The 17,976-nt window shown below is 58.5% G+C and carries 13 protein-coding genes; 2 read left to right on the top strand and 11 right to left on the bottom strand.

The features are described from left to right. Positions 1–173 precede the first annotated feature (173 nt). Positions 174–695 (top strand): GNAT family N-acetyltransferase, encoded by a 522-nt coding sequence (locus QA643_RS09090; protein ID WP_283032852.1) that lies wholly within the window; start codon positions 174–176, stop codon positions 693–695. 15 nt (positions 696–710) lie between these two features. Here the strand turns inward: QA643_RS09090 and QA643_RS09085 are convergent, their stop codons facing one another. The 6 genes from QA643_RS09085 to QA643_RS09060 all read right to left on the bottom strand — a co-directional run bounded on the left by QA643_RS09085 (position 711) and on the right by QA643_RS09060 (position 8,849). Beyond that, positions 711–980, bottom strand: coding sequence for a hypothetical protein (locus tag QA643_RS09085; RefSeq protein ID WP_283032851.1), 270 nt, complete (start codon positions 978–980; stop codon positions 711–713). A 691-nt stretch (positions 981–1,671) separates the two neighbouring features. Next, the gene (locus QA643_RS09080) at positions 1,672–1,932 is read right to left on the bottom strand and encodes a helix-turn-helix transcriptional regulator (protein ID WP_283032850.1); all 261 of its coding nucleotides are present in this window, start codon (positions 1,930–1,932) and stop codon (positions 1,672–1,674) included. Positions 1,933–2,303: 371 nt separating this feature from the next. Continuing rightward, positions 2,304–4,130, bottom strand: a complete 1,827-nt coding sequence (gene glmS, locus QA643_RS09075; RefSeq protein ID WP_283032849.1) for a glutamine--fructose-6-phosphate transaminase (isomerizing) — start codon at positions 4,128–4,130, stop codon at positions 2,304–2,306. A 300-nt stretch (positions 4,131–4,430) separates the two neighbouring features. After that, a complete protein-coding gene (locus QA643_RS09070) occupies positions 4,431–5,027 on the bottom strand; it encodes a type VI secretion system-associated protein TagO (RefSeq protein ID WP_283032848.1) in 597 nt (198 codons plus the stop codon). Between the two features lie 26 nt (positions 5,028–5,053). Continuing rightward, complete coding sequence (locus tag QA643_RS09065; protein WP_283032847.1) at positions 5,054–6,067, bottom strand: TAXI family TRAP transporter solute-binding subunit; 1,014 nt, start codon at positions 6,065–6,067, stop codon at positions 5,054–5,056. A gap of 16 nt (positions 6,068–6,083) precedes the next feature. Beyond that, positions 6,084–8,849, bottom strand: coding sequence for a hypothetical protein (locus QA643_RS09060; protein ID WP_283032846.1), 2,766 nt, complete (start codon positions 8,847–8,849; stop codon positions 6,084–6,086). Positions 8,850–9,076: 227 nt separating this feature from the next. On the opposite strand from QA643_RS09060, the gene QA643_RS09055 reads away from it, so the two are divergent. After that, positions 9,077–9,616: a DsrE family protein gene (locus QA643_RS09055; RefSeq protein WP_283032845.1), complete on the top strand. Its 540-nt coding sequence runs from the start codon at positions 9,077–9,079 to the stop codon at positions 9,614–9,616. A gap of 393 nt (positions 9,617–10,009) precedes the next feature. On the opposite strand, the gene QA643_RS09050 is transcribed toward QA643_RS09055, so the two are convergent. The 5 genes from QA643_RS09050 to QA643_RS09030 all read right to left on the bottom strand — a co-directional run bounded on the left by QA643_RS09050 (position 10,010) and on the right by QA643_RS09030 (position 17,707). Next, on the bottom strand, positions 10,010–12,163 hold the full coding sequence (locus QA643_RS09050) for a polysaccharide biosynthesis C-terminal domain-containing protein (protein ID WP_283032844.1): 2,154 nt from the start codon (positions 12,161–12,163) through the stop codon (positions 10,010–10,012). Next, positions 12,160–14,097 carry a hypothetical protein gene (locus QA643_RS09045; RefSeq protein ID WP_283032843.1) on the bottom strand — a complete coding sequence of 646 codons (1,938 nt, stop codon included), beginning with the start codon at positions 14,095–14,097 and terminating at the stop codon, positions 12,160–12,162. The genes QA643_RS09050 and QA643_RS09045 overlap by 4 nt, the downstream gene beginning before the upstream one ends. A gap of 241 nt (positions 14,098–14,338) precedes the next feature. Continuing rightward, entirely contained in the window at positions 14,339–15,598 is a 1,260-nt protein-coding gene (locus QA643_RS09040; protein WP_283032842.1) for an O-antigen ligase family protein, read from the bottom strand. After that, entirely contained in the window at positions 15,595–16,782 is a 1,188-nt protein-coding gene (locus tag QA643_RS09035) for a glycosyltransferase (RefSeq protein ID WP_283032841.1), read from the bottom strand. Before QA643_RS09035 ends, QA643_RS09040 begins: the two co-directional genes overlap by 4 nt. Positions 16,783–17,047: 265 nt before the next feature. Beyond that, a complete protein-coding gene (locus tag QA643_RS09030; RefSeq protein ID WP_283032840.1) occupies positions 17,048–17,707 on the bottom strand; it encodes a helix-turn-helix transcriptional regulator in 660 nt (219 codons plus the stop codon). Positions 17,708–17,976: the final 269 nt, after the last annotated feature.

Here is a 17,976-nt window from a genome sequence, read left to right as displayed (position 1 = left end):
TCGCCACGTCGAAATGTTGATTTAGGTCAACGTTCGAGGTTTAGCCGGGCCGTGTCGCCTCCGTGCGCGCGCACGCGCGACAGCCTTGATCCAGATCAAGGGACCGCGGACGGGTCCTGCCTTGATCGGCCCTGCGCAGATCAAGGCAGCAGTCGCCTTCGCGCGGAGGTCCGATGTCGGGAGCTGTCAACTACGCAACGTCTGAGCTTCTCAGCGACGGCAGCAAGATCGAAGTCCGGGCGCTCCAGCCCGAGGACGAGGCCGACATGCTCGCGGCCGTGGCAAAGACAAGCCCTCAATCGCTACAGCGTCGCTTCTTCGTCATGAAACGCCATTTCTCGGACAAGGAGCGCGCTTTCTTCATGGACGTTGATTTCAAAACCCACGTCGCGATTGTCGCTGTCACGGAGGAGGCCGGCCGAAAGATCATTGTCGGCGGCGGTCGATATATCGTCTTCGAGCCGGGGCGGGCCGAGATGGCCTTTGTCGTCATCGATACATGGCAGGGCCGCGGCATTGGCTCGCTTCTGATGCGTCATCTCATCAAGATCGCGAGCACCGCAGGTCTGGAAGAATTGACGGCGGAAGTGCTGCCGGAGAACGCCGCGATGCTGAAAGTGTTCGGCAAGTTCGGGTTTCGTCCTCGCTCTCACCGCGATCCCCAGACGATACATCTGGTACTCAAGCTGGGTTAACCGACCGGTTCGGGCTTATCTCAGCCCCAACGGTGAGCGCCGGAAGCCATTGTTCCGAGCTTCGCTTCTACAAACGAAGCTCCCGGTCAGGCCAGAGCCATAGCGCCTCTGACCCTTCGTGTAGTAGCGCTCCCGCCCGAAATCGAGCCAGACGACCGTGTCGCCGGGACAGTGACGTTGCGCTTGTGCTTCATAGCGGAACGGCGTCAGCGCCTGCGCCATCACGCCATCCGGCGTGAGCACATCAAGGACAAGCAGTGCCACTACGCAGCGATGGATGCTCATTCGCGTGTCTGCCCCCTATGTCGCCGAATATCCTTCCATCACCATGATAGCGAAACAGCGCGTGTTGACCAGAGCCCAGGCGAGCCGAGCTGCAGCTGATCCCATCGTCGAGTTTCGAGCTGGCGCGGGCGTCGATCACGGAGGCGAGCCGCATCATCGACATTGCTCCGACGGCGCTGGCGCACCTCGATCTTCCCATGGACGAGCTCGACGGGATTGCGCTGCAGAAGCGGCCGTACCCGGTGAGACCGTGCACAAACCGCGCGAAGCGTGTTTCTCTATTCGCGGACGAACGGGACGCTGAGAATGCGGACATATTGGGGGTGTATGCGCCGATCCCCAAGCCCTGAGTTGTGCAAAGCGCAGCCCTCGACCATCGCGCGCTGGTTTGTCTTTCCAAAAAACGCACCGTTTGAAAAATCAGCTGTTCAAACAGTTCCCCTCGCCAAGCATTGATTTGGTGGGCGCACCTTGAACCTGGGACCCGCCGATTAAGAGACATGCTGCGCCCATCGATTTATCGAGAGAATTTTTCCAACCGAATCAGAATCCGATGATGACAAATCAATGGCTTACAGACAAAAGTCCAACCGCCTGCACCTGTCCCCCGTGCCCGATCCGTCGCCGCGACTGATGGATAGGTTCATATCTGACAGGGGCACCATCCGATCCCAACGTTCTATGCAGGCTTCTATCGAGATCTCACTTCGACGCTGAAGCCCTTGGCCTCGATCGCTCGAATGAGCTGTTCAAGATCTAATTCCATTGCCGGCTGCCAGGTGCATTCGGGTTGCATAGATGTTGCACTGCCCTTTAACGTGTCCAGACTGACACCCAGGGCATCCGCAACGGCTTGAAGTCTCCTGGTCTTGGGTACCTTCGCTTGATGTTCCCAATGCGAAACGGCCGGCGGTGTGACGTTGACCCGCTTAGCCAAGTCGACAGCCGTCATTAGACGATCCTGTCTCAACTGTCTCAGTCGAGAACCGAAATCTCCGTTTAGGTGTGCGGTCATGCGTCTCTCCGCAATCTCTTCTTTTCAGACGAGTGGTGTGCCGGGCCTTTAATGTAGATCAAGCAGCGGCGGGAGAGCGGGCTATGAAGAGTTACCACGGTTGACATACGGCAACGCTGGGTGATCGCCGGATCAGCCGTGCTCCGCTAAGCCGTCGAGCGAGTATTGCTGCCCGTCTCGGGCAGGCGAAGCAGAGCGAAAAAGCGACAACGAGAGCAGGAATTCAGCCCATGCCTCCTCCGGACGCGGAGATCTTTGCCGGACAGACCTGCTGTCCGCTGGCCAGCTGTGCTCCGATGCCAAACAAATTATTCAACAGTGACCGACTTGGCCAGATTACGCGGTTGGTCGAGGTCAGTCCCCAGGAGAAGCGCTGTATGGTACGCGAGAAGCTGCAATGGCAAGGCGAAGACGAGCGGCGCCGCTAAGGTCGGCATGTCCGGAAGGACAAGCGTCGCCCATGATCCTGGTGGCGCAAGCGATGCTCCGTTACGATCGGTAATGAGTATCGTGCGGCCCTCGCGCGCAATCACCTCTTGCATATTCGACATGGTCTTTTCGAACATCACGTCACTAGGCGCAATCACGATAACCGGAAGATCTCTATCGATCAGTGCAATAGGCCCATGCTTGAGTTCTCCAGCAGCATAGCCTTCGGCATGAATATAGGTGATTTCCTTCAATTTGAGCGCGCCCTCCAGCGCAAGCGGATAGTTCGTCCCACGGCCGATAAACAGCGCGTTGCGGGACGCTGCTATCCTGCTAGCAAGCTGGTGGATCTTTGGCTCCAGTTCGAGTGCCGACGTCATGTAGCGCGGAACATCGCCAAGCGCCCGTACCAGAGAGATCTCGTCGTCAGCCGAAAGCACGCCCCGACCACGTCCGGCCGCGATAGCAAGGCAAGCCAGCGTTGCCAGCTGACAGGTGAATGCCTTGGTTGACGCCACCCCAATTTCCGGACCCGCGAGTGTCGGCAGCACGATCTGGCTCGCGCGCGCCATGGTCGAGCTTGCTACGTTGAGAACCGAAACGACGCGTTGACCCTGCGCCCTGGCAAATTCCAAGGAGGCCAGCGTGTCGGCGGTCTCTCCGGATTGAGATATGAAGATTGCCAGACTGCCGGGCGCGAATGTAACGTTACGATAGCGAAACTCGGACGCAACATCTATTTCCACCGCCAGCCCCGCATAGCGCTCGAACCAGTATCTGGCGATTAGGCCGGCATAAAATGCAGTACCGCAGGCCGTAATAGAGACCCGATTGACGTCGCGAAAACCCGCACTCAAGTCCTCCGCCATTTTGATGGCTGCGCTCCCCACATCAACGTATTGGGCGATCGTCTGACCGACCACTCTCGGCTGCTCATGTATCTCCTTGGCCATGAAGTGCCGATAGCCGCCTTTCTGAACCGAGACATCAGTGTTGGCGATTTTGGCTGGCGAACGCTGCACACGCCCGCCCTCGGCATTTAAAAACTCAATTCTCTGCCGCGTGATGACCGTGATGTCACCGTCTTCGAGATAGTTGATTGATCTGGTAAGTGGCGCAAGAGCGATTGCATCGGACCCAAGATACATTTCGCCCGTGCCATACCCCACTGCTAGCGGCGATCCCTTGCGAGCCCCAATTAGCAGATCTTCGTAGCCCTCAAACAGAAACGCGAGAGCAAATGTTCCTTGAAGCCGCGGCAGCATGGCCCGCACCGCCTCGATCGGTTCATACCCTTTATTGAGTTGCTGGCTGACGAGGTGAGCAATTACCTCGGTATCTGTGTCCGTCGTAAATCGCGCGCCATTCGACTTGAGCTCCTTACGCAGTTCGCGATGATTTTCGATGATACCATTGTGGACGACCGCAACGCCATCAACCGCATGAGGATGCGCATTCTTTTCGTTCGGACGACCATGAGTCGCCCAGCGGGTGTGGCCAATTCCTATGCAGCCAACAAGCGGCTCATAAGCGAGCTTGCTTTCGAGATTCTTGAGTTTTCCAACTGCCCGCCGCCGCGCAAGGCGGCCGCGCTCAAGCGTGGCGATACCAGCGGAATCGTAGCCTCGATACTCAAGCCGTTTAAGCGCATCCAGCAGTGGCGCCATGGCTGGCGCCTGACCAACGAAACCAACTATTCCACACACCTTCTCTCTCCGATTTCAACACCACCGGCGGCGCAACTGCGCCTACATCGACCGCGATCCATCACCGTGCGCCGTCTATTGTTGCCCATCCCAAAGCCCTTTAGAGACCCTGACTGCTTGAAAACAATGTGGAGCGATGCAGCGTCAATCGAGAATATGTCTATCGGAAATCTCGGGCCTACTTAATTGCGATGGTGGAGTAGGCCGCAATAGCATCTTACCGTCCTCTTGTGGGCCACGATCCAACTGGAATACCAGATCCATTAGACGATCTCCTTGCGCGGCACCCATCGCGGCCATTCATTCGGGATGAGGCCAATTGCACATGCTTGCGATCTTACGCCGGACCGCCTCCAGGCCCGCCAATCTGAACGTGCCTTCGTTGGGCGCCGACTTTCCAGCATATATCTTCACAAGCATGTGGCCGCTGGCCGGCATCGAGCGCAGAAGACGGACGACATCGCCGGTGAATGCAAGTGATCTGCCGTTGTCCGCGGGCTTCCAGCGCGCTTCAACAGGAGGCGCTTCGTTGATTCGATACGCCACCGTGACCTCACCATCTTGTCTCCAGAAACCGGACGTCGAAATCGTCAGCTCTGTGCGGCGGGCACGACAGCGGATGGCAAGCGATGCGGGAGCATCTTGCGATGATGACGGATCCGCCTTCGTTACCGCAACGATCTGTGGACTGTAGTCCACCGGCGAGGTGGTCTCACTGATGATCCAGTTTGGCTCGGGAGAAACTTCGGAATCAGGTGCTTCAGTCGTCCTCTTCAACAGTTCATCGATGCACTTTAGCCGTTCCATGCTGTCAAATTGGGAGCATGCCTTCAAGCGATCGATAGCATCGTCGGCGCCGATCTGAGCACATATCGCTTCGCTGAGACCCAAAAGCATGGTGCCCGCAACGACAGCGCTTCCCCTCATCGCGACACCCCCGCAGTGCCGCCGAGCGGTCGATCTAGCCACTCCTGCGCAGGGCGAAACCGGCCGAGCCCCGGCACGCTCGCACGCAAATTCACTTGTTTCCATTTCGGGTCAAAACCGGGAGCCTGCAATTGATCGAGGCGACTAAACAGATGGTTGACGAGCCGCTCCACACGTCGGTATCGGTCGGACCGCTGCGACCAGTTAAAGGCGGCTAAGATGGTAGGAACGGCGATCGTCGCGACCCTTTCGTCTTTTTGCATCAGACTGGGATAGTCTGTCGCCTCGATCGATGAGGGAAGATAGTAGTCCTCGAATTTTGCGTCGTATTCGACGGCCAGGAATTTGAAACCGGGCTCCCAGCGTCCTTTCACAAAGGCGTCGACCGGCTTTGACGTCACAAATACAACGGCCGAGAGTTCTCCACGCTTCATCTGCTCCAGCGCCAGCTGATGAGGAATGAACATCTTTTCCACGCTTAGCCCTAGGCGGCTGAAGATCAGCGGCCCAGAGTATGCTGCAGCCGTACCTTGCGTGTTGAAATTGACCTTCTTGCCCTGGAGATCTTCGAGTGATCGGATCTCGGGACGGACGAAAATATGCAATTCGGATGGAAACAGGTTCAGCAGATAAACGATGCGTCGCTCGATGAGCGGCATTTGCGCTTTGTACTCGTCAAGCGCATCAGTATTGATGATAGCGGCATCAACTCCCTTGAGATAAAGCAGCGCATTCACGTTCTCCGTAGCGCCCCGCGTCACGATCGGCAGCACGTGAAGCTTGGCTTCCTCGTTCACGACACGCGCGATTTCCGCAGCGAGCCGAAGCGGGGCGCCTTCAATGAGCCCGCCGGCGAGACCGACGGTCCATGCATTGATACGCTCCTTCATGGCTTCCGGCTTCACGCCCGTAGCAATCGCCGCCGTCTCGCGCCGTGATTGAGCATAGGCAGACAATTGAAGTCCAAGTAACGTCAATATAATTGCGGACGAGACCTTTATGAGCAACATCCGGATCTCCGCTTCGCTAGCGGCCTTGAGTTGGCGAACTACGCACCGATAGCTGCTGCAGTCTTCCAATTCGTTCCTTCGCATCTTCAATTCCGGCCGATTGTGCTAATTCGTAGAATTCGCGTGCCTTCGCAATATCCCCGGTAATTCCACGTACGCGCCACGATAGCAGCACGCGATCGTCATATGTCTCGGCCAACATGAACGCGGCTCGAGCGCTGCCACGCCGAGCAGCGTGTTCAAGCACCGGTCGCGCACCGCCGATATCGGCCTCTCGGAGCAATGCGATTGCCCGGGCGAGTAGCCTCTGTTCATTGACAACGGGCCGCGGTGAGGTACGTGCCGGCACGGACGGTGTCGAAGCCACAGCAGAGTTTGTCTCCAGGACAGGCCCGCCCTCGTGAGCGGTGGACCGCTCTGCCGACGTCGGTGGAAGCTCCTGATCAAAGCCAACGCGTTCGATAGATCCCTGTTCGGGGTTCTGGAACCTACCCTCAGCTATCAAGGAGCGGGACGTGGCGACCCACTCGGGCAGGCCATCGATCGCCGCGGGGGCCGGAAAGGCTATCAAGGCCGCGAGGTGTCGATGCCCGGCATCCAGTTGATCTCTGACGGAGACAAGTTCGCGCGCAAAGGCGTCGGCCCTGTCACGTTCGGCGGCGAGAGCGATTTTCTGCTCCGACGCGCTGATCCTGCTCGTCTCGGTTATTTGCAGTACCTCGGCGTATGCGGCGGCAAGACGCGCGGAACGCTCGTCGGCCTTCATCCGCACCGAGGCAAGCTCCCGGTCTAGCGTGACAGCTCGGTCGCGTTCCGCGTTTAGCGCCTGCTCATGCTCGATCTTGGCTGCGTCAAGACTCTGTGCAACTGACCGGGCAACCCCGTGCGCGTTTTCGAGCTCTGTCCGAAGACGGTTCAGTTCACCTGCGAGCGCGCCTGCTTCGTCCCGCTGCTGCCTGAGTTCCTTCTCGAGCGCCTGCCTTTGCTCGATTTGCACTGCGGGGACCTTGGCGACATCCGCTCGGGCGTAAGAATCGAGCTGATCCCTAACGGATGCAAGCTCGCGCGTAAGGGCGTCGGCACGATCACGTTCGGCCTCCAGGGCAATTTTATGTTCCGACGCGCTGGTCCTGCCGGTTTCGGTCAGTTGCTGCATTTCGGCGTATGCGGCGGCAAGACGTGTGGATCTCTCGTCGGCCTGCATTCGCGCCGCGGCAAGCTCCCGGCCGAGCTTCTCACGCGCTTCGTCGAGTTCCGTCCGAAGTGCCGTCAATTCACCCGCGACGGCGTCCGCCCGATCTCGCTGCAGCTTGAGCTCCCGTTCGAGCGCCTGGTTTTGCTCCGCCCCGGCAGTGGCCGCTTGCGCTATCTCTGCATCCGCAAGCCGTGTCGTTTCGAGTTCCGCACGAACGGCCGCAAGATCCTGCACAAGGCGCTCCGCCGTGCCTCTCTGCTGCTCGAGCTCCCGTTCGATCACGTGCTTCTGCTCGACCGCTTCCGCGATAGCTTGCTTGGCTCCCCAAGCCGCGACCCGTGCTTCATCGCTCTCCGCCCGAGCTGAGGCGAGGTCGCGCGCAAGCCGTTCCGCCGTGTCTTGCTGCAATTCCAGCTTGCGTTCGATGAACTCCTTTTGCGCGGACGCGTCCGCGACAGCTTGTTTGGCGCCTGTCTCCGCGATCCGTGCCGCGTCGATTTCCGCTCGAGCTGAAGCAAGTTCGCGCTCAAGCCGTTCCGTCGTGTTGCGCTGCGTTTCGAGCTCGCGTTCAACAATCTGTTTCTGCGCGGAAACATCCTCGATGGCTTGTTTGGCTTCTGAACCCGCCGTCCGTGCCACCTCGAGTTCCGCCTGAGCTGCAGCAAGGTCGCGCGCAAGAGCCTCCGTTTTGTCCCGATGCGGCTTCAGCTCTTGCTCGGCCACTGCAGCGGCAGCTGGCGCGGTTTCTGGCACTGCCACAGCTTGAGCCCGGGCTGCCTCGAGTTCGGTTCGCACCAATGCAAGCTCTCGTGCGAGACCATCCGCCCTTTGCCGCTCCTGCTCGAGCGCCTGGGTCTGCTCTATCCCCGCCTCACTCGCCTGGATCGCCTCTCGGCTTATGGCCCGTGCTGCGTCCAGTTCTGATTGAAGGATGGCAAGTTCACGCGTAAGCGTCTCGGCCGTCGGCGCCCGCGGCTGCGTGAGCGGTGACGCTTCAGCGCCCTTCCGCGCTGCATCGAACTGCGCTCGGACTTTCGAAAGAACCGTTAGTGCAAACGCTTCCGCCCTGCCCCATTCCTGCGCCCGGTCAAGCGCCAGTTGTTGCTCCCGATCGGGGACAGATCGGGACGGTCCTGCCGCCTTGGCATCCCCCGCGTCCATCTGTGGACCGGGAGCAAACTGAGCCAGGCGGTGGATGATTGCTTTCTGGGTTTGCTCGAACTTCCGCTTCGTCTCACTTTGCGTCACCTCGGCCGCAACTTGCGCGACGAGATCGGAACGTTCTCGAATTGCGTAGAGTTGGGGGATCCTGCCTTCTATTCCGCCGACCACGAACGCCGGCTGTTGGCCTTCATCGCACCAACCATCCTCGATAGCTCCGATGAAGAGACATAGAATCGAGGCTCCAACAGCCGCATAGACGCGCAACAAAGCTCTGCCCGCTGCATGTGAATGCTTAACAGTCTTTGGCTGCACGAGAACGATGGGATCGCGCTCGCTCTGAAGAACAAGGCTTCGCCGCCCCGCTCGAATCGTGGCGGCGAACTCTGATTGCTGCGATACTGTCGCGATTGCCTGAGAAGCCATCGTGCCGACCCGGTTGGCTTTATTGCGTTTTTGTCATCACACAGCCTGATTCGGTGGTTTGTCGATGTTGCAGTGGAGGTAGTCATAACGAGGTAGCTGTACACGCTCGCGGCAATTAAGTTGATCGCGTGCGCTCCGCGGTGAACGATTCTTGACCCGGCTATTCCCGTCTGACTACGCTGTGACGACATTTGATCCGAGCCCCTCGTGCACTCGAGGATAACAACATGACTAGACCATTCGCCGCCTTCACCGCCGCCGCCGGGTTCATTTTCGTGGTGAGCACCCAAAGCGTTCACTCTGCACAGAGCAACACTTCTTCAACTTACAATGCTGCCAAGGTCAGCGCTGCCAAAACCAATGGCAAGACCACGATCGCCAACACGGCCGTTCAATCGCAGCTCCACAAGCTGGCCGTACAGGTCAACGTCAATGATCCCGCAGTAATGAATCTTGCTCTCAACAACGTAAGCAATGCAGCGCGCCACTACAGCGGACTCGGACAGAAGGTTGAGATCGAGGTGGTGGCCTTTGGACCTGGCCTGCACATGCTGCGAGACGACACTTCCCCGGTGAAGGCGCGCATCAAATCCATGAGCGAAAGCATGCCAGGCCTCACCTTTTCGGCATGCGGGAATACCCGTGAGAATATGACGAGGGTCGAGGATAAAGAAGTTCCTCTCGTCTCACAGGCGAAGGTCACGGAATCGGGAGTGGTGCGGCTCATGGAATTGCAAGAGCAAGGTTGGACTTATCTGCGGCCCTGAGTTCTTGATGCGATTTTGTCCGATGCACCGGCGGTCGGCATTCCGCAGTGCCTCCCGAGTAGAAGTCGGTCCGCTCAGCTGAGGGACGATCTGCCCGATGTTGTCGTGCACGCATCGGGCGCGACTGCAATGCTCCGGAGCGACGCCGGCATTTCGCTTGACGCCGGGCCAGATGCTACGATGGCCTTTTTGTGTCCGACGGCAAACGTCCGAACCGAGGCAATCTGACGGCGCGCGGCGTCGTCGCGCTCGATAATCAATGGATAAATCCCTAGAAATTGCTTCCGACAGGAACAGCTGCACCGCCGCTGCCCCAGACAACAGGGCTGCGGCAGAGTTAGTTTACCGATAGTCATTGCCGATATTCGCGCTTGGTCTGTGAATCTCGACGAACTACCTGGTGCGGTTCGACCAAAACTCCGCAATTGCAAAGGGCAGCCCGGCGGACATGTTGACGCGCCTAGATATGTAGATCGTCATTGCCCCGTTCCAAACGATGTTGGTCACGGCTGTGGCAACAGCGGCTCCCATTGCTCCATATATGGCAATACCGAGCGCGCAACCGAGGACGTTAATGATGGCTCCGATCACCATAAGCGTGGCAGCTACGCGTTCGCGCCCCGTCATCGTCAAGAGACTCTGCTGCGGGCCCATAGCAGCGGCGACGATCTGCCCTACGACAAGAACCTGGGTAATAGGAACTGCTGCGACGAAATCTTCTCCAAAGAATTGCAACAGTGGCTCAGTCAACAACAACAGCGGCAGCGCCAGCGTTATCGTTCCGGCGACCGTTAGAACGGTTGCGCGGGCAAACAGGCTTTGCAGCGCGCCGCCATCCAGGCTCGCATGAAGCCTCGAGACATTTGGCGCGAAGAATGTCCCCACCGCCATGCGGGGAAGAATCAGCAAGAGAGCCAAATTCAGCCCGAGCGCGAAGATGCCTGCCGCATGGGTGTCGCCGGACCAGACCAAAACGATCAGGCCGGCGCGGTTCAGGATGACGTCGACTCCCGTCATTATCATGACAGGAAACGCAAGGTGCCACCAGTCCCGTGGGGCATAGGCAAGCTCCGCGGACCGAAGTTGCGGCGGCCAGAGTTTGAGCGCGCTCCACAGAAGAAGGCCGGCAGTGGCCACAGAGCTAATCAGCAATGCGCTCAGAACCGTCGTGGCGTCCGGCGATGTGACGCTAAACGCCGCTGCCAGGAGGACAATTGCAAGCATAAGACCGTCGCGGACCAGGCGCTCGGGGGCAGTTGCCGAAATCACGCCCCCGAATGCACGCACCGTCGCCCCCCCTAGCACATAGAGCGCAACGAGAGGCACGATTGCCAGGCCTATTGCCAGACTGACGGTCATTTCGCGCCCGAAGCTCCTCTCAAGCGGCAGTACGATGACGACACCGGATATCGCAATCGCCACGGCGACCAGGAACGAGCGCTTGAATGCAAATCGGATGACGCCGCGCGCCAGCGACCATTGGCCTTTCACGCTATAGGCTGGCACAAACCGCAGCAGCACCATGCTAAATCCAAGCGTTGCGACGTAGGAGAGAAGGGTCGTCCATGCCAAGACGTACGAGTAAATGCCATAGCTCGCGGGTCCAACTGTTCGAGCTATCACAAGCTGTGCCAGACCGGTCAGCCCTGCACCGCCAACATAAACTGCAAACGACCACAGACTCGCCCTCGCCAAGCGATCGGTCAGGTCCGTTTCGGATCCGGCCGCAATCGAAATCCCGGTGCCGCTGCAAGCCCGCGCGGGTCGATCGATGGCGCGATCCACCTGCCCCGGTTCCGGGGCGGACTGCAATCCGATCGCTGGAGGCTTCCCGAATCTGGCCGAGATCTCCTGCTCGACGAGATCGAGAGCATCGCGCAAGAGCTTTGGATCAAGTGAATTGACAGAAATCATCCGCTTATCTTGGGTCGCCAGCAGCGAACCAACGTAATCGGTAATGGGCTTCATTTTGAGAAACGTTCGCACATCGCGATCTAGCCATTTCTCCACGAATGACTTTCGTCCTGATCTCTGACGGAGCCGCTGTTCCAACAGCTCTTTTGGAGCATCGAATCGAATCAGCAGGTCCGGTTGCCTCCTCATGCACATTGCCTGCGCGATCGTCCTTTGGTCTGCTCGGCTGTGCAGCGCCAAGCTACAAACAGCTTGAACAAATCCCTGATCAAACAATACGATGCGATCAGGTTTGTGTGGGTCATTCCATGCGCAGGAGAACCTTACGACGTATTGACTGATTCTGATCCACCAAGCTGGACTTGCCGGCGGCATCAGCCGAAGCAGATCACGGGCCAAACGCAATCCAGGAGCGTTGGAGGTCGGCCGGCACAAGATCACGATGGCAACGAAGATGGCGGAGGTGGCGCGCAACAACGCTGGAACAAATCCGGCGCGGCTCAGGAACTCACTCTCTAGCCGCGGGAAGAGGATCAGATCGACCGAATATCCGCGCTGCCGCAGGCGCTCGGCTAGTGCTCGACTAAACGTTGTTTTCCCGGCTCCTGGCGGACCGAATGCCTCGATGATCATACGTTTCTCGATTGCTTGCTGACCCGATCTTGGGGCGCGAGATGAGATTTTGCAGACTTGGCGAAGTTGGCTGCGGGTCCGCTCCTCATCCATCGCTTTGTCCATCGTTGGATGGCTGCCTTGAAGTGCTGGCAGCGAATGATCAAGGCTGCCCCACGGTGCTGTTTCACGTCGATGTAGTCGTGCTCCGATGGATGTCGACGCACGAGGACTGACCAGAATTTGGTCTCGATGTTGGGATGCTCGGCTCGAGCGAGCAGGTTCAGAGTGGTCCTCACCGCCTCTCGATCGGTACGTCCGGCACGAACAGCAACTAAGACATGGTCGATCCAACGCACCAGAAGTCCTACTTCGGGTGCTTCGTGCAGCGCGGCAGCGTCAATCACCACGAAATCATAGGCGTCTCTCAACTGCTCCAATAGCAAGGAAACCTTCGGACTTGCCAGCATCCAAAGTCGATTTCCGTCAGAGAACCCCGCTGGCAAATAGTCAAGGCCCAGTTCCTGGATCCGCTGGATTGCATGCGTAGGCGGCTGGTCGTGCGTCAACACCCTGAAGAGATCCGAGGCATCGTCACCTGATCGGCGGAACACATGGCCCAAATCCAGGAGTAGAACGCGCCGTCCGAGCTGGGCAGCGCAAAAGCCAAGACTCCACGAAACGGCCGTCTTGCCTTCTCCGCGAACACTGGACGTCACAAGGACAATTTGTTGCGACCGCGAGGTTGTCGGATCAGAAGCAAGTAGAGACACGGCCATTGAGCGAATTGATCTGATGTATTCGCTCGCGGATTGCTTCAAAATCTGCAGAGGCTGTCTGCTCAGTCCGCGAGGGATCGGAGTTATCAGTCCGGCGCACGGAACGCGCAGCGCCTCTACGGCTTCTGCCTCAGCGTGCAGAGTCCGATCAAACCGATCGCGGACGACTGCGATGAAGCAGCCAAACATTGCGAAGACAATGGTTGCGGGGGGAATGAGAAACAAGGGATTCAACGAGCTGGGAAGCTCCGGCGGCGAGGCCGCTGCGACCACGGTCACCTCCGATTCGATGGCCAAGCCCTTCGCAATCACTTCCTGCCGGCGTCGCAGCAATATTTCAAACTGCTGCGCCAACGTCGTCATTTGCCACTCGAGGGCGGCGATCTTGGACGGCGAACTCTCACCACCAGCACGGCTGGCATCCAATTCCGTCTTTATCTTGGACAGCTCGCGTTGAACAAACGCGACTGCGTTCAAGGTGTTCGCCTCATTGGTCTGCCTTTGACGGGCAAGTTCATCGACATACGATTGGGCTATCAAATTGGCGACTTCGGCCGCCCGTTTTGGATCCGGGTCCGTAAAGGAAATGCTGATAATTTTGGATCGACGCTCCCGTACGATCAGCAGACGGCCCTTTAATGCAGCCAGCGCCTGCCCATCGGGATGCTCGGTGATATTTAACCACTCCCGAATCTTTACCCATGCGGGGCGGAAAAATGCTCTCACGCGCTTTGTCCACGGCGGGGGTCCCGTGTTGTCGTACCGTGCATCATCGAGCGCCCTCAACGGAGGCAGAAGTCGCAATAGATACGGGTCGGACAGCAAGACGGTGATGTGAGTATCGATGGCAGTATCCTCGACCCCGGCACTGGGCGCTTCCCCGCTGGAGCCGGCGGCGTCGGGTGTACTCGGGTTTCGAACGCTCACCGAGAGCTGCGTCGTCGCCGTGTAGGAAGGCGACAGCAGAATGCCGGCAGCCACGGCGAGCATCAGCCCCGCGACAATCATCTTGATAACAAACGGCTTGTATTTTCTGATGCTGTTCAGCACCTGCTTCGCGGTTTGGATGGCATCATCTGAGGTCGAGGGCCGTCGAGCCGCGGTTGGTTCGGCTCCTGGCCAATCTTCTGGAACATCCGTCAGGGATCGAGTTCGTTTGCTTGTCAACGCGTCCATGATGCGCTTCCCTGTACTGAGCTCGCTACAGAATATTCGCCCTTCGGGACACCCCGTTGCCAGCCGTGGTTTCTCGGCATGATTGCGTCATCAGGCCGCCTAAAGCAGTTGCGTTAGAAAGTTTCGAAACCGCATCACATCTCCCTCGTGCTGGCGCAGACGAACCGTCATTGACCTGTTTGTGGGCAACTCGACGGATCGAAAACGGAGCGTGAACGATCGTGGCGATTTCACCCATGGTTCAATTTCCAGTCCGTGCGCGCGGCGACGGAGCACGGTCCAAGCCAAGCATCAGGCTGACGGCAACCGCGAACCAAACGATTGGATGGCGCGGGATAAAATGAGCCATACTGAAAAAGACGAGCGCGACCATCAACACGGCCAGCGCGTCAAGCTTTGCGCGTAGCAGGAGTATGAAAATTCCGGCGAAGAGCCCATAGACAGCGATTACGCCAAGCAGGCCACCTTGCGTAAATATGTCGAGCGGCGTGTTGTGAGCTTCGAAAGGACGGGTAATGGGCCGGTCGTCGTCGTCGGCTATCTTCGGTCTCCAAAGGTGCGGTCCCGGTCCAAGTCCAAGCGATGCAGACTCCAGCCCGAGTTTCAACGCATTTTGCCAAAGGAATAGCCGCAGCGACGCGGTACGCATCGTTCCCTCGCCGCCATGATCCTTGGTCATGCCGGCCGCCAGGCTCCCAAGGCGATCGGAGGTCGCTAATGCATAGGGTACCAACGAGAGCGACAGTGGAACGAAAGCGACGACCATCAGCACCGCTGCTGCAGATCGCAGGCTGTATCTGTGCGCCGGGGAGTTCAACCAGTTCCACAAGCGCAACGCGAGAAACGCCGCCGTGCAAAGCACCATCGCGCCCAGGAATGTATCGCTTTTGGTGAGCCGGCCTACGACCAAGGATAACAAGCAGCTGAGTAACGCCGCGATCCGGCCAACTCCCTTGGATGAAAGGGCGAGGTAAAGCGATAGTGCCGCTAAAAGAGCGCAATAGAGCGCAAGCTGATTGGGGTTCTCCGACCAGCCGCGAAACCGCTCCCAGAACCAGGGATCGACCGATGACAGGCGGATTAACCGCCAGCCAAGGGCAATTTGTATGATCAATGCGACGTTCCAGAATGCAATCAGCAACCATTGCGATCGGCGCAGGTCGCTCTCGGACTTCATCGTTGCGACTATCAGACAGCTGATAGCTGCAACCACAAAGTAGGAAAAGACGTCATGCAGCATTGAGCCTGCGTCCAGCTTCTGGAGCAGCAATGCCTGACATGTCCCAATGCTAAGGCTGAACGCAAAGCACATCCAGAATGCACCTAAACGGAGCAAGGCACCGGGATTTGAGACTCTGTCGCCAGTCAGAACGCGCATCAATGCGAAGCCGGCCCACAGGCCGAGAAAGACCTCGCCAAGCCCAAGCGGGATACCGGGAACCCGCAGCTGTGACGCTGTCGAGAGCACGAGACCAAGGGCAAGAAGCGCACTACCTGTCATTGTAGTTCACTGCTGTTCTTTCGCGCCGCTCGGTCGTCGCCAGGGTTGCCGACTGAGAGCAGTCGCATGTAAAGATCCGCGTAACGGTCAGCCACGACGTTTAAGTCGAATTCGCGACGCACGATCTCAACGGAGCGTTGCCCCATAGTTCTGGCACGAGCGGGATCTCGGAGAAGATCGAGGATGGCCGCAGCGAGCGCACGCGGGTCGCGCGGTGGGACCAGGTGGCCGTTCCAGCTCTCCGCCACGACATCATCGCAGCCGGGCATGCGCGTGGCCACGATCGGCACGCCGGCCAAGCCGGCTTCCAGCAGGACACGCGGGATTCCTTCGCGGTACTCGGTCGGAAAGGCAAAGACATCGGCAATGCCGAGAAGGGCCGGAACATCCGATCTTGCGCCGAGCGCGATCACGTAGGGTGCATGTCGCGCGATCAATGCCTGATCTACGGCGAACGGACCCTCACTCTCGCGAGGGCCGACGAGCACAAAGCGAACACTCGGTCGCGCTTTGTGGACAATTCTCGCTGCATCCAGAAGGGTCGGGATGCCCTTCTGTACGGTTAGCCGGCTTACGGTAAGGACGATTTCTGCGTCTTCTAACCCGAGTTCGGCGCGAAGTTGCGAGCCGCTACCTGTCTCCGCCCGTGCTGTCTCGAAAGCCTTGACATCTATTCCTGAGCTTCCGATGACAACGGAGGAACCATTTCCTAGCAGATGATAACGGCGGAAGAAGTCGCTATCGGACTTGTTTTGGAACACCGTCGCCGCGGTCCAGTAGGCGGTCAACCGCTGCAACGCCAGGTAGGCGGGCCGAAATGCCAGGGCTTTCAGATCTGTCGAAGAAAATACCCACCCCATTCCATTGATGGTGCGCACCACGGGAATGGCGCCCCGAAGCGCCAGAGGGGCAAGAAGATTCGGCTTCGTGTCGAATGTCTGAACGATATCCGGCCGAACGCGATGCACCAGTTGGGAGAGCTGACCCACCGCGATCCGGTCGGCAAAGCGGGCATGGAATCTATCAAACTGGTAACGATAGTACGGAATGCCATTCTTCGAAAATGGAAACACTGCACCGGTGCCGGCGGCACTCACTCGCAGGCCGCGACTTTGCAGAGCACTGAGGAACGGGATTCGCAGCGCGTGATCCTCGCCCCCCACGCAGAGCAAATGCAGCGTCATGCTGGTTCCCTTTCAGTTTCGGATGCAACTACGCCAAAACCGGAGATGGTAGGAACGGCGGCAGCTTTCCGGCAGAGTGTGCGGACCGGCTGAGCTTAGGAGGCGACCAGGAATTGTCTTCATGTGTTCGAATGATCCATCGACGACGTCGGCGAAAACAAAGGTTCAGCAATCTCGAAACCGACCTACCGTTGCTGCCGTGTGCGCTCTGGATAGAGAGCCTCTGAGGTCGCTAAACAAGCAGATCGAGGTAACCCGCCCGGCGCTACGGCAAGATGGCAACACGTCCTAGCAGCGCGACCAAGTCAGCCTGCCGCCGCGTCTGCGTCTTAACGAATAAGGCGCCCAACTGTGAGCGTATTGTCGTTCGGCTCAGCCGTCGAGCGCGCGCGATATCAAGCAAATTACGACCACGGGCCAATTCGAGCGCGAGCTGAGTTTCCGCAGCTGTGAGTCCAAACACGCATTGCAGCGTCCGGGGGGACGGCTCCGGGTGGGCGTCGAGATCGAGCAGGATGAGTGCGCTCATTCCGTCGGCCCACTCATTCGCCATCTGTTTTATGAGCGCGGTGATCCCCTTCTTGGAAGAAGTAACCAGCCATGATGTGGAGCCGTCGGGAATTTGTGCGCCCGCGCGATTTATCAGCTGCTTCACAGCCCCATAAATGGTTTCCCGTCCCGCAGCGTGACTGCATTCGTGCTCCAACATTGCGCGGCCGGTTGCGCTAATTTCAACAATGCGGCCGCCCCTGATCCAAACCTGACCACAGCCACTGCGCGCCAGCAGAGCACACAGGTCGCTACGCTTGTCATCGTTATCCGGAATGATGGAGGCAGCACGATACGGGATATCTAAGATCGATTCAGTTGACCTATGATGCAAACCGATCCCAGGCAGCGTTGCACCCTGGCTGAGATTTAACATTTTTACTTTCCTAGTCCGCTCGTCGAACAAGATTTTACGACCAAGGACCATTCCAATTTCGCTGGGCCCTGTAAATGTTCAATGGGAGGTAACCCCGCTGCGCCCACGCAACGAGGTGGCTGAACGCGGGAGGCGTCTGGTGATTTGACGCCTCACCTGGCGTGCGCTCATGCTTAAAGCGCAACTTGATCGGACCTCGGCTTCGGCAGCACAATCGGACCTCGGCTTCGGCAGCACAGGGGGCTATCCGAAGTGGGTACTCCCTCCTT

Origin of the sequence: Bradyrhizobium sp. CB3481 (genome assembly GCF_029714305.1) — a bacterium.
Classification (GTDB): Bacteria; Pseudomonadota; Alphaproteobacteria; order Rhizobiales; family Xanthobacteraceae; genus Bradyrhizobium.
Note: the sequence above shows the minus strand (reverse complement) of the source record. Positions and strands in the feature narration are given on the sequence as shown.

What these genes read in the sequence shown, in the direction of transcription:
- QA643_RS09090 (WP_283032852.1), top strand. Translation starts at nt 174, where the DNA reads ATGTCGGGAGCTGTCAACTACGCAACGTCTGAGCTTCTCAGCGACGGC.
- QA643_RS09085 (WP_283032851.1), bottom strand. Translation starts at nt 980, where the DNA reads ATGAGCATCCATCGCTGCGTAGTGGCACTGCTTGTCCTTGATGTGCTC.
- QA643_RS09080 (WP_283032850.1), bottom strand. Translation starts at nt 1,932, where the DNA reads ATGACGGCTGTCGACTTGGCTAAGCGGGTCAACGTCACACCGCCGGCC.
- QA643_RS09070 (WP_283032848.1), bottom strand. Translation starts at nt 5,027, where the DNA reads ATGCTTTTGGGTCTCAGCGAAGCGATATGTGCTCAGATCGGCGCCGAC.
- QA643_RS09065 (WP_283032847.1), bottom strand. Translation starts at nt 6,067, where the DNA reads ATGTTGCTCATAAAGGTCTCGTCCGCAATTATATTGACGTTACTTGGA.
- QA643_RS09060 (WP_283032846.1), bottom strand. Translation starts at nt 8,849, where the DNA reads ATGGCTTCTCAGGCAATCGCGACAGTATCGCAGCAATCAGAGTTCGCC.
- QA643_RS09055 (WP_283032845.1), top strand. Translation starts at nt 9,077, where the DNA reads ATGACTAGACCATTCGCCGCCTTCACCGCCGCCGCCGGGTTCATTTTC.
- QA643_RS09050 (WP_283032844.1), bottom strand. Translation starts at nt 12,163, where the DNA reads ATGATCATCGAGGCATTCGGTCCGCCAGGAGCCGGGAAAACAACGTTT.
- QA643_RS09045 (WP_283032843.1), bottom strand. Translation starts at nt 14,097, where the DNA reads ATGGACGCGTTGACAAGCAAACGAACTCGATCCCTGACGGATGTTCCA.
- QA643_RS09040 (WP_283032842.1), bottom strand. Translation starts at nt 15,598, where the DNA reads ATGACAGGTAGTGCGCTTCTTGCCCTTGGTCTCGTGCTCTCGACAGCG.
- QA643_RS09035 (WP_283032841.1), bottom strand. Translation starts at nt 16,782, where the DNA reads ATGACGCTGCATTTGCTCTGCGTGGGGGGCGAGGATCACGCGCTGCGA.
- QA643_RS09030 (WP_283032840.1), bottom strand. Translation starts at nt 17,707, where the DNA reads ATGTTAAATCTCAGCCAGGGTGCAACGCTGCCTGGGATCGGTTTGCAT.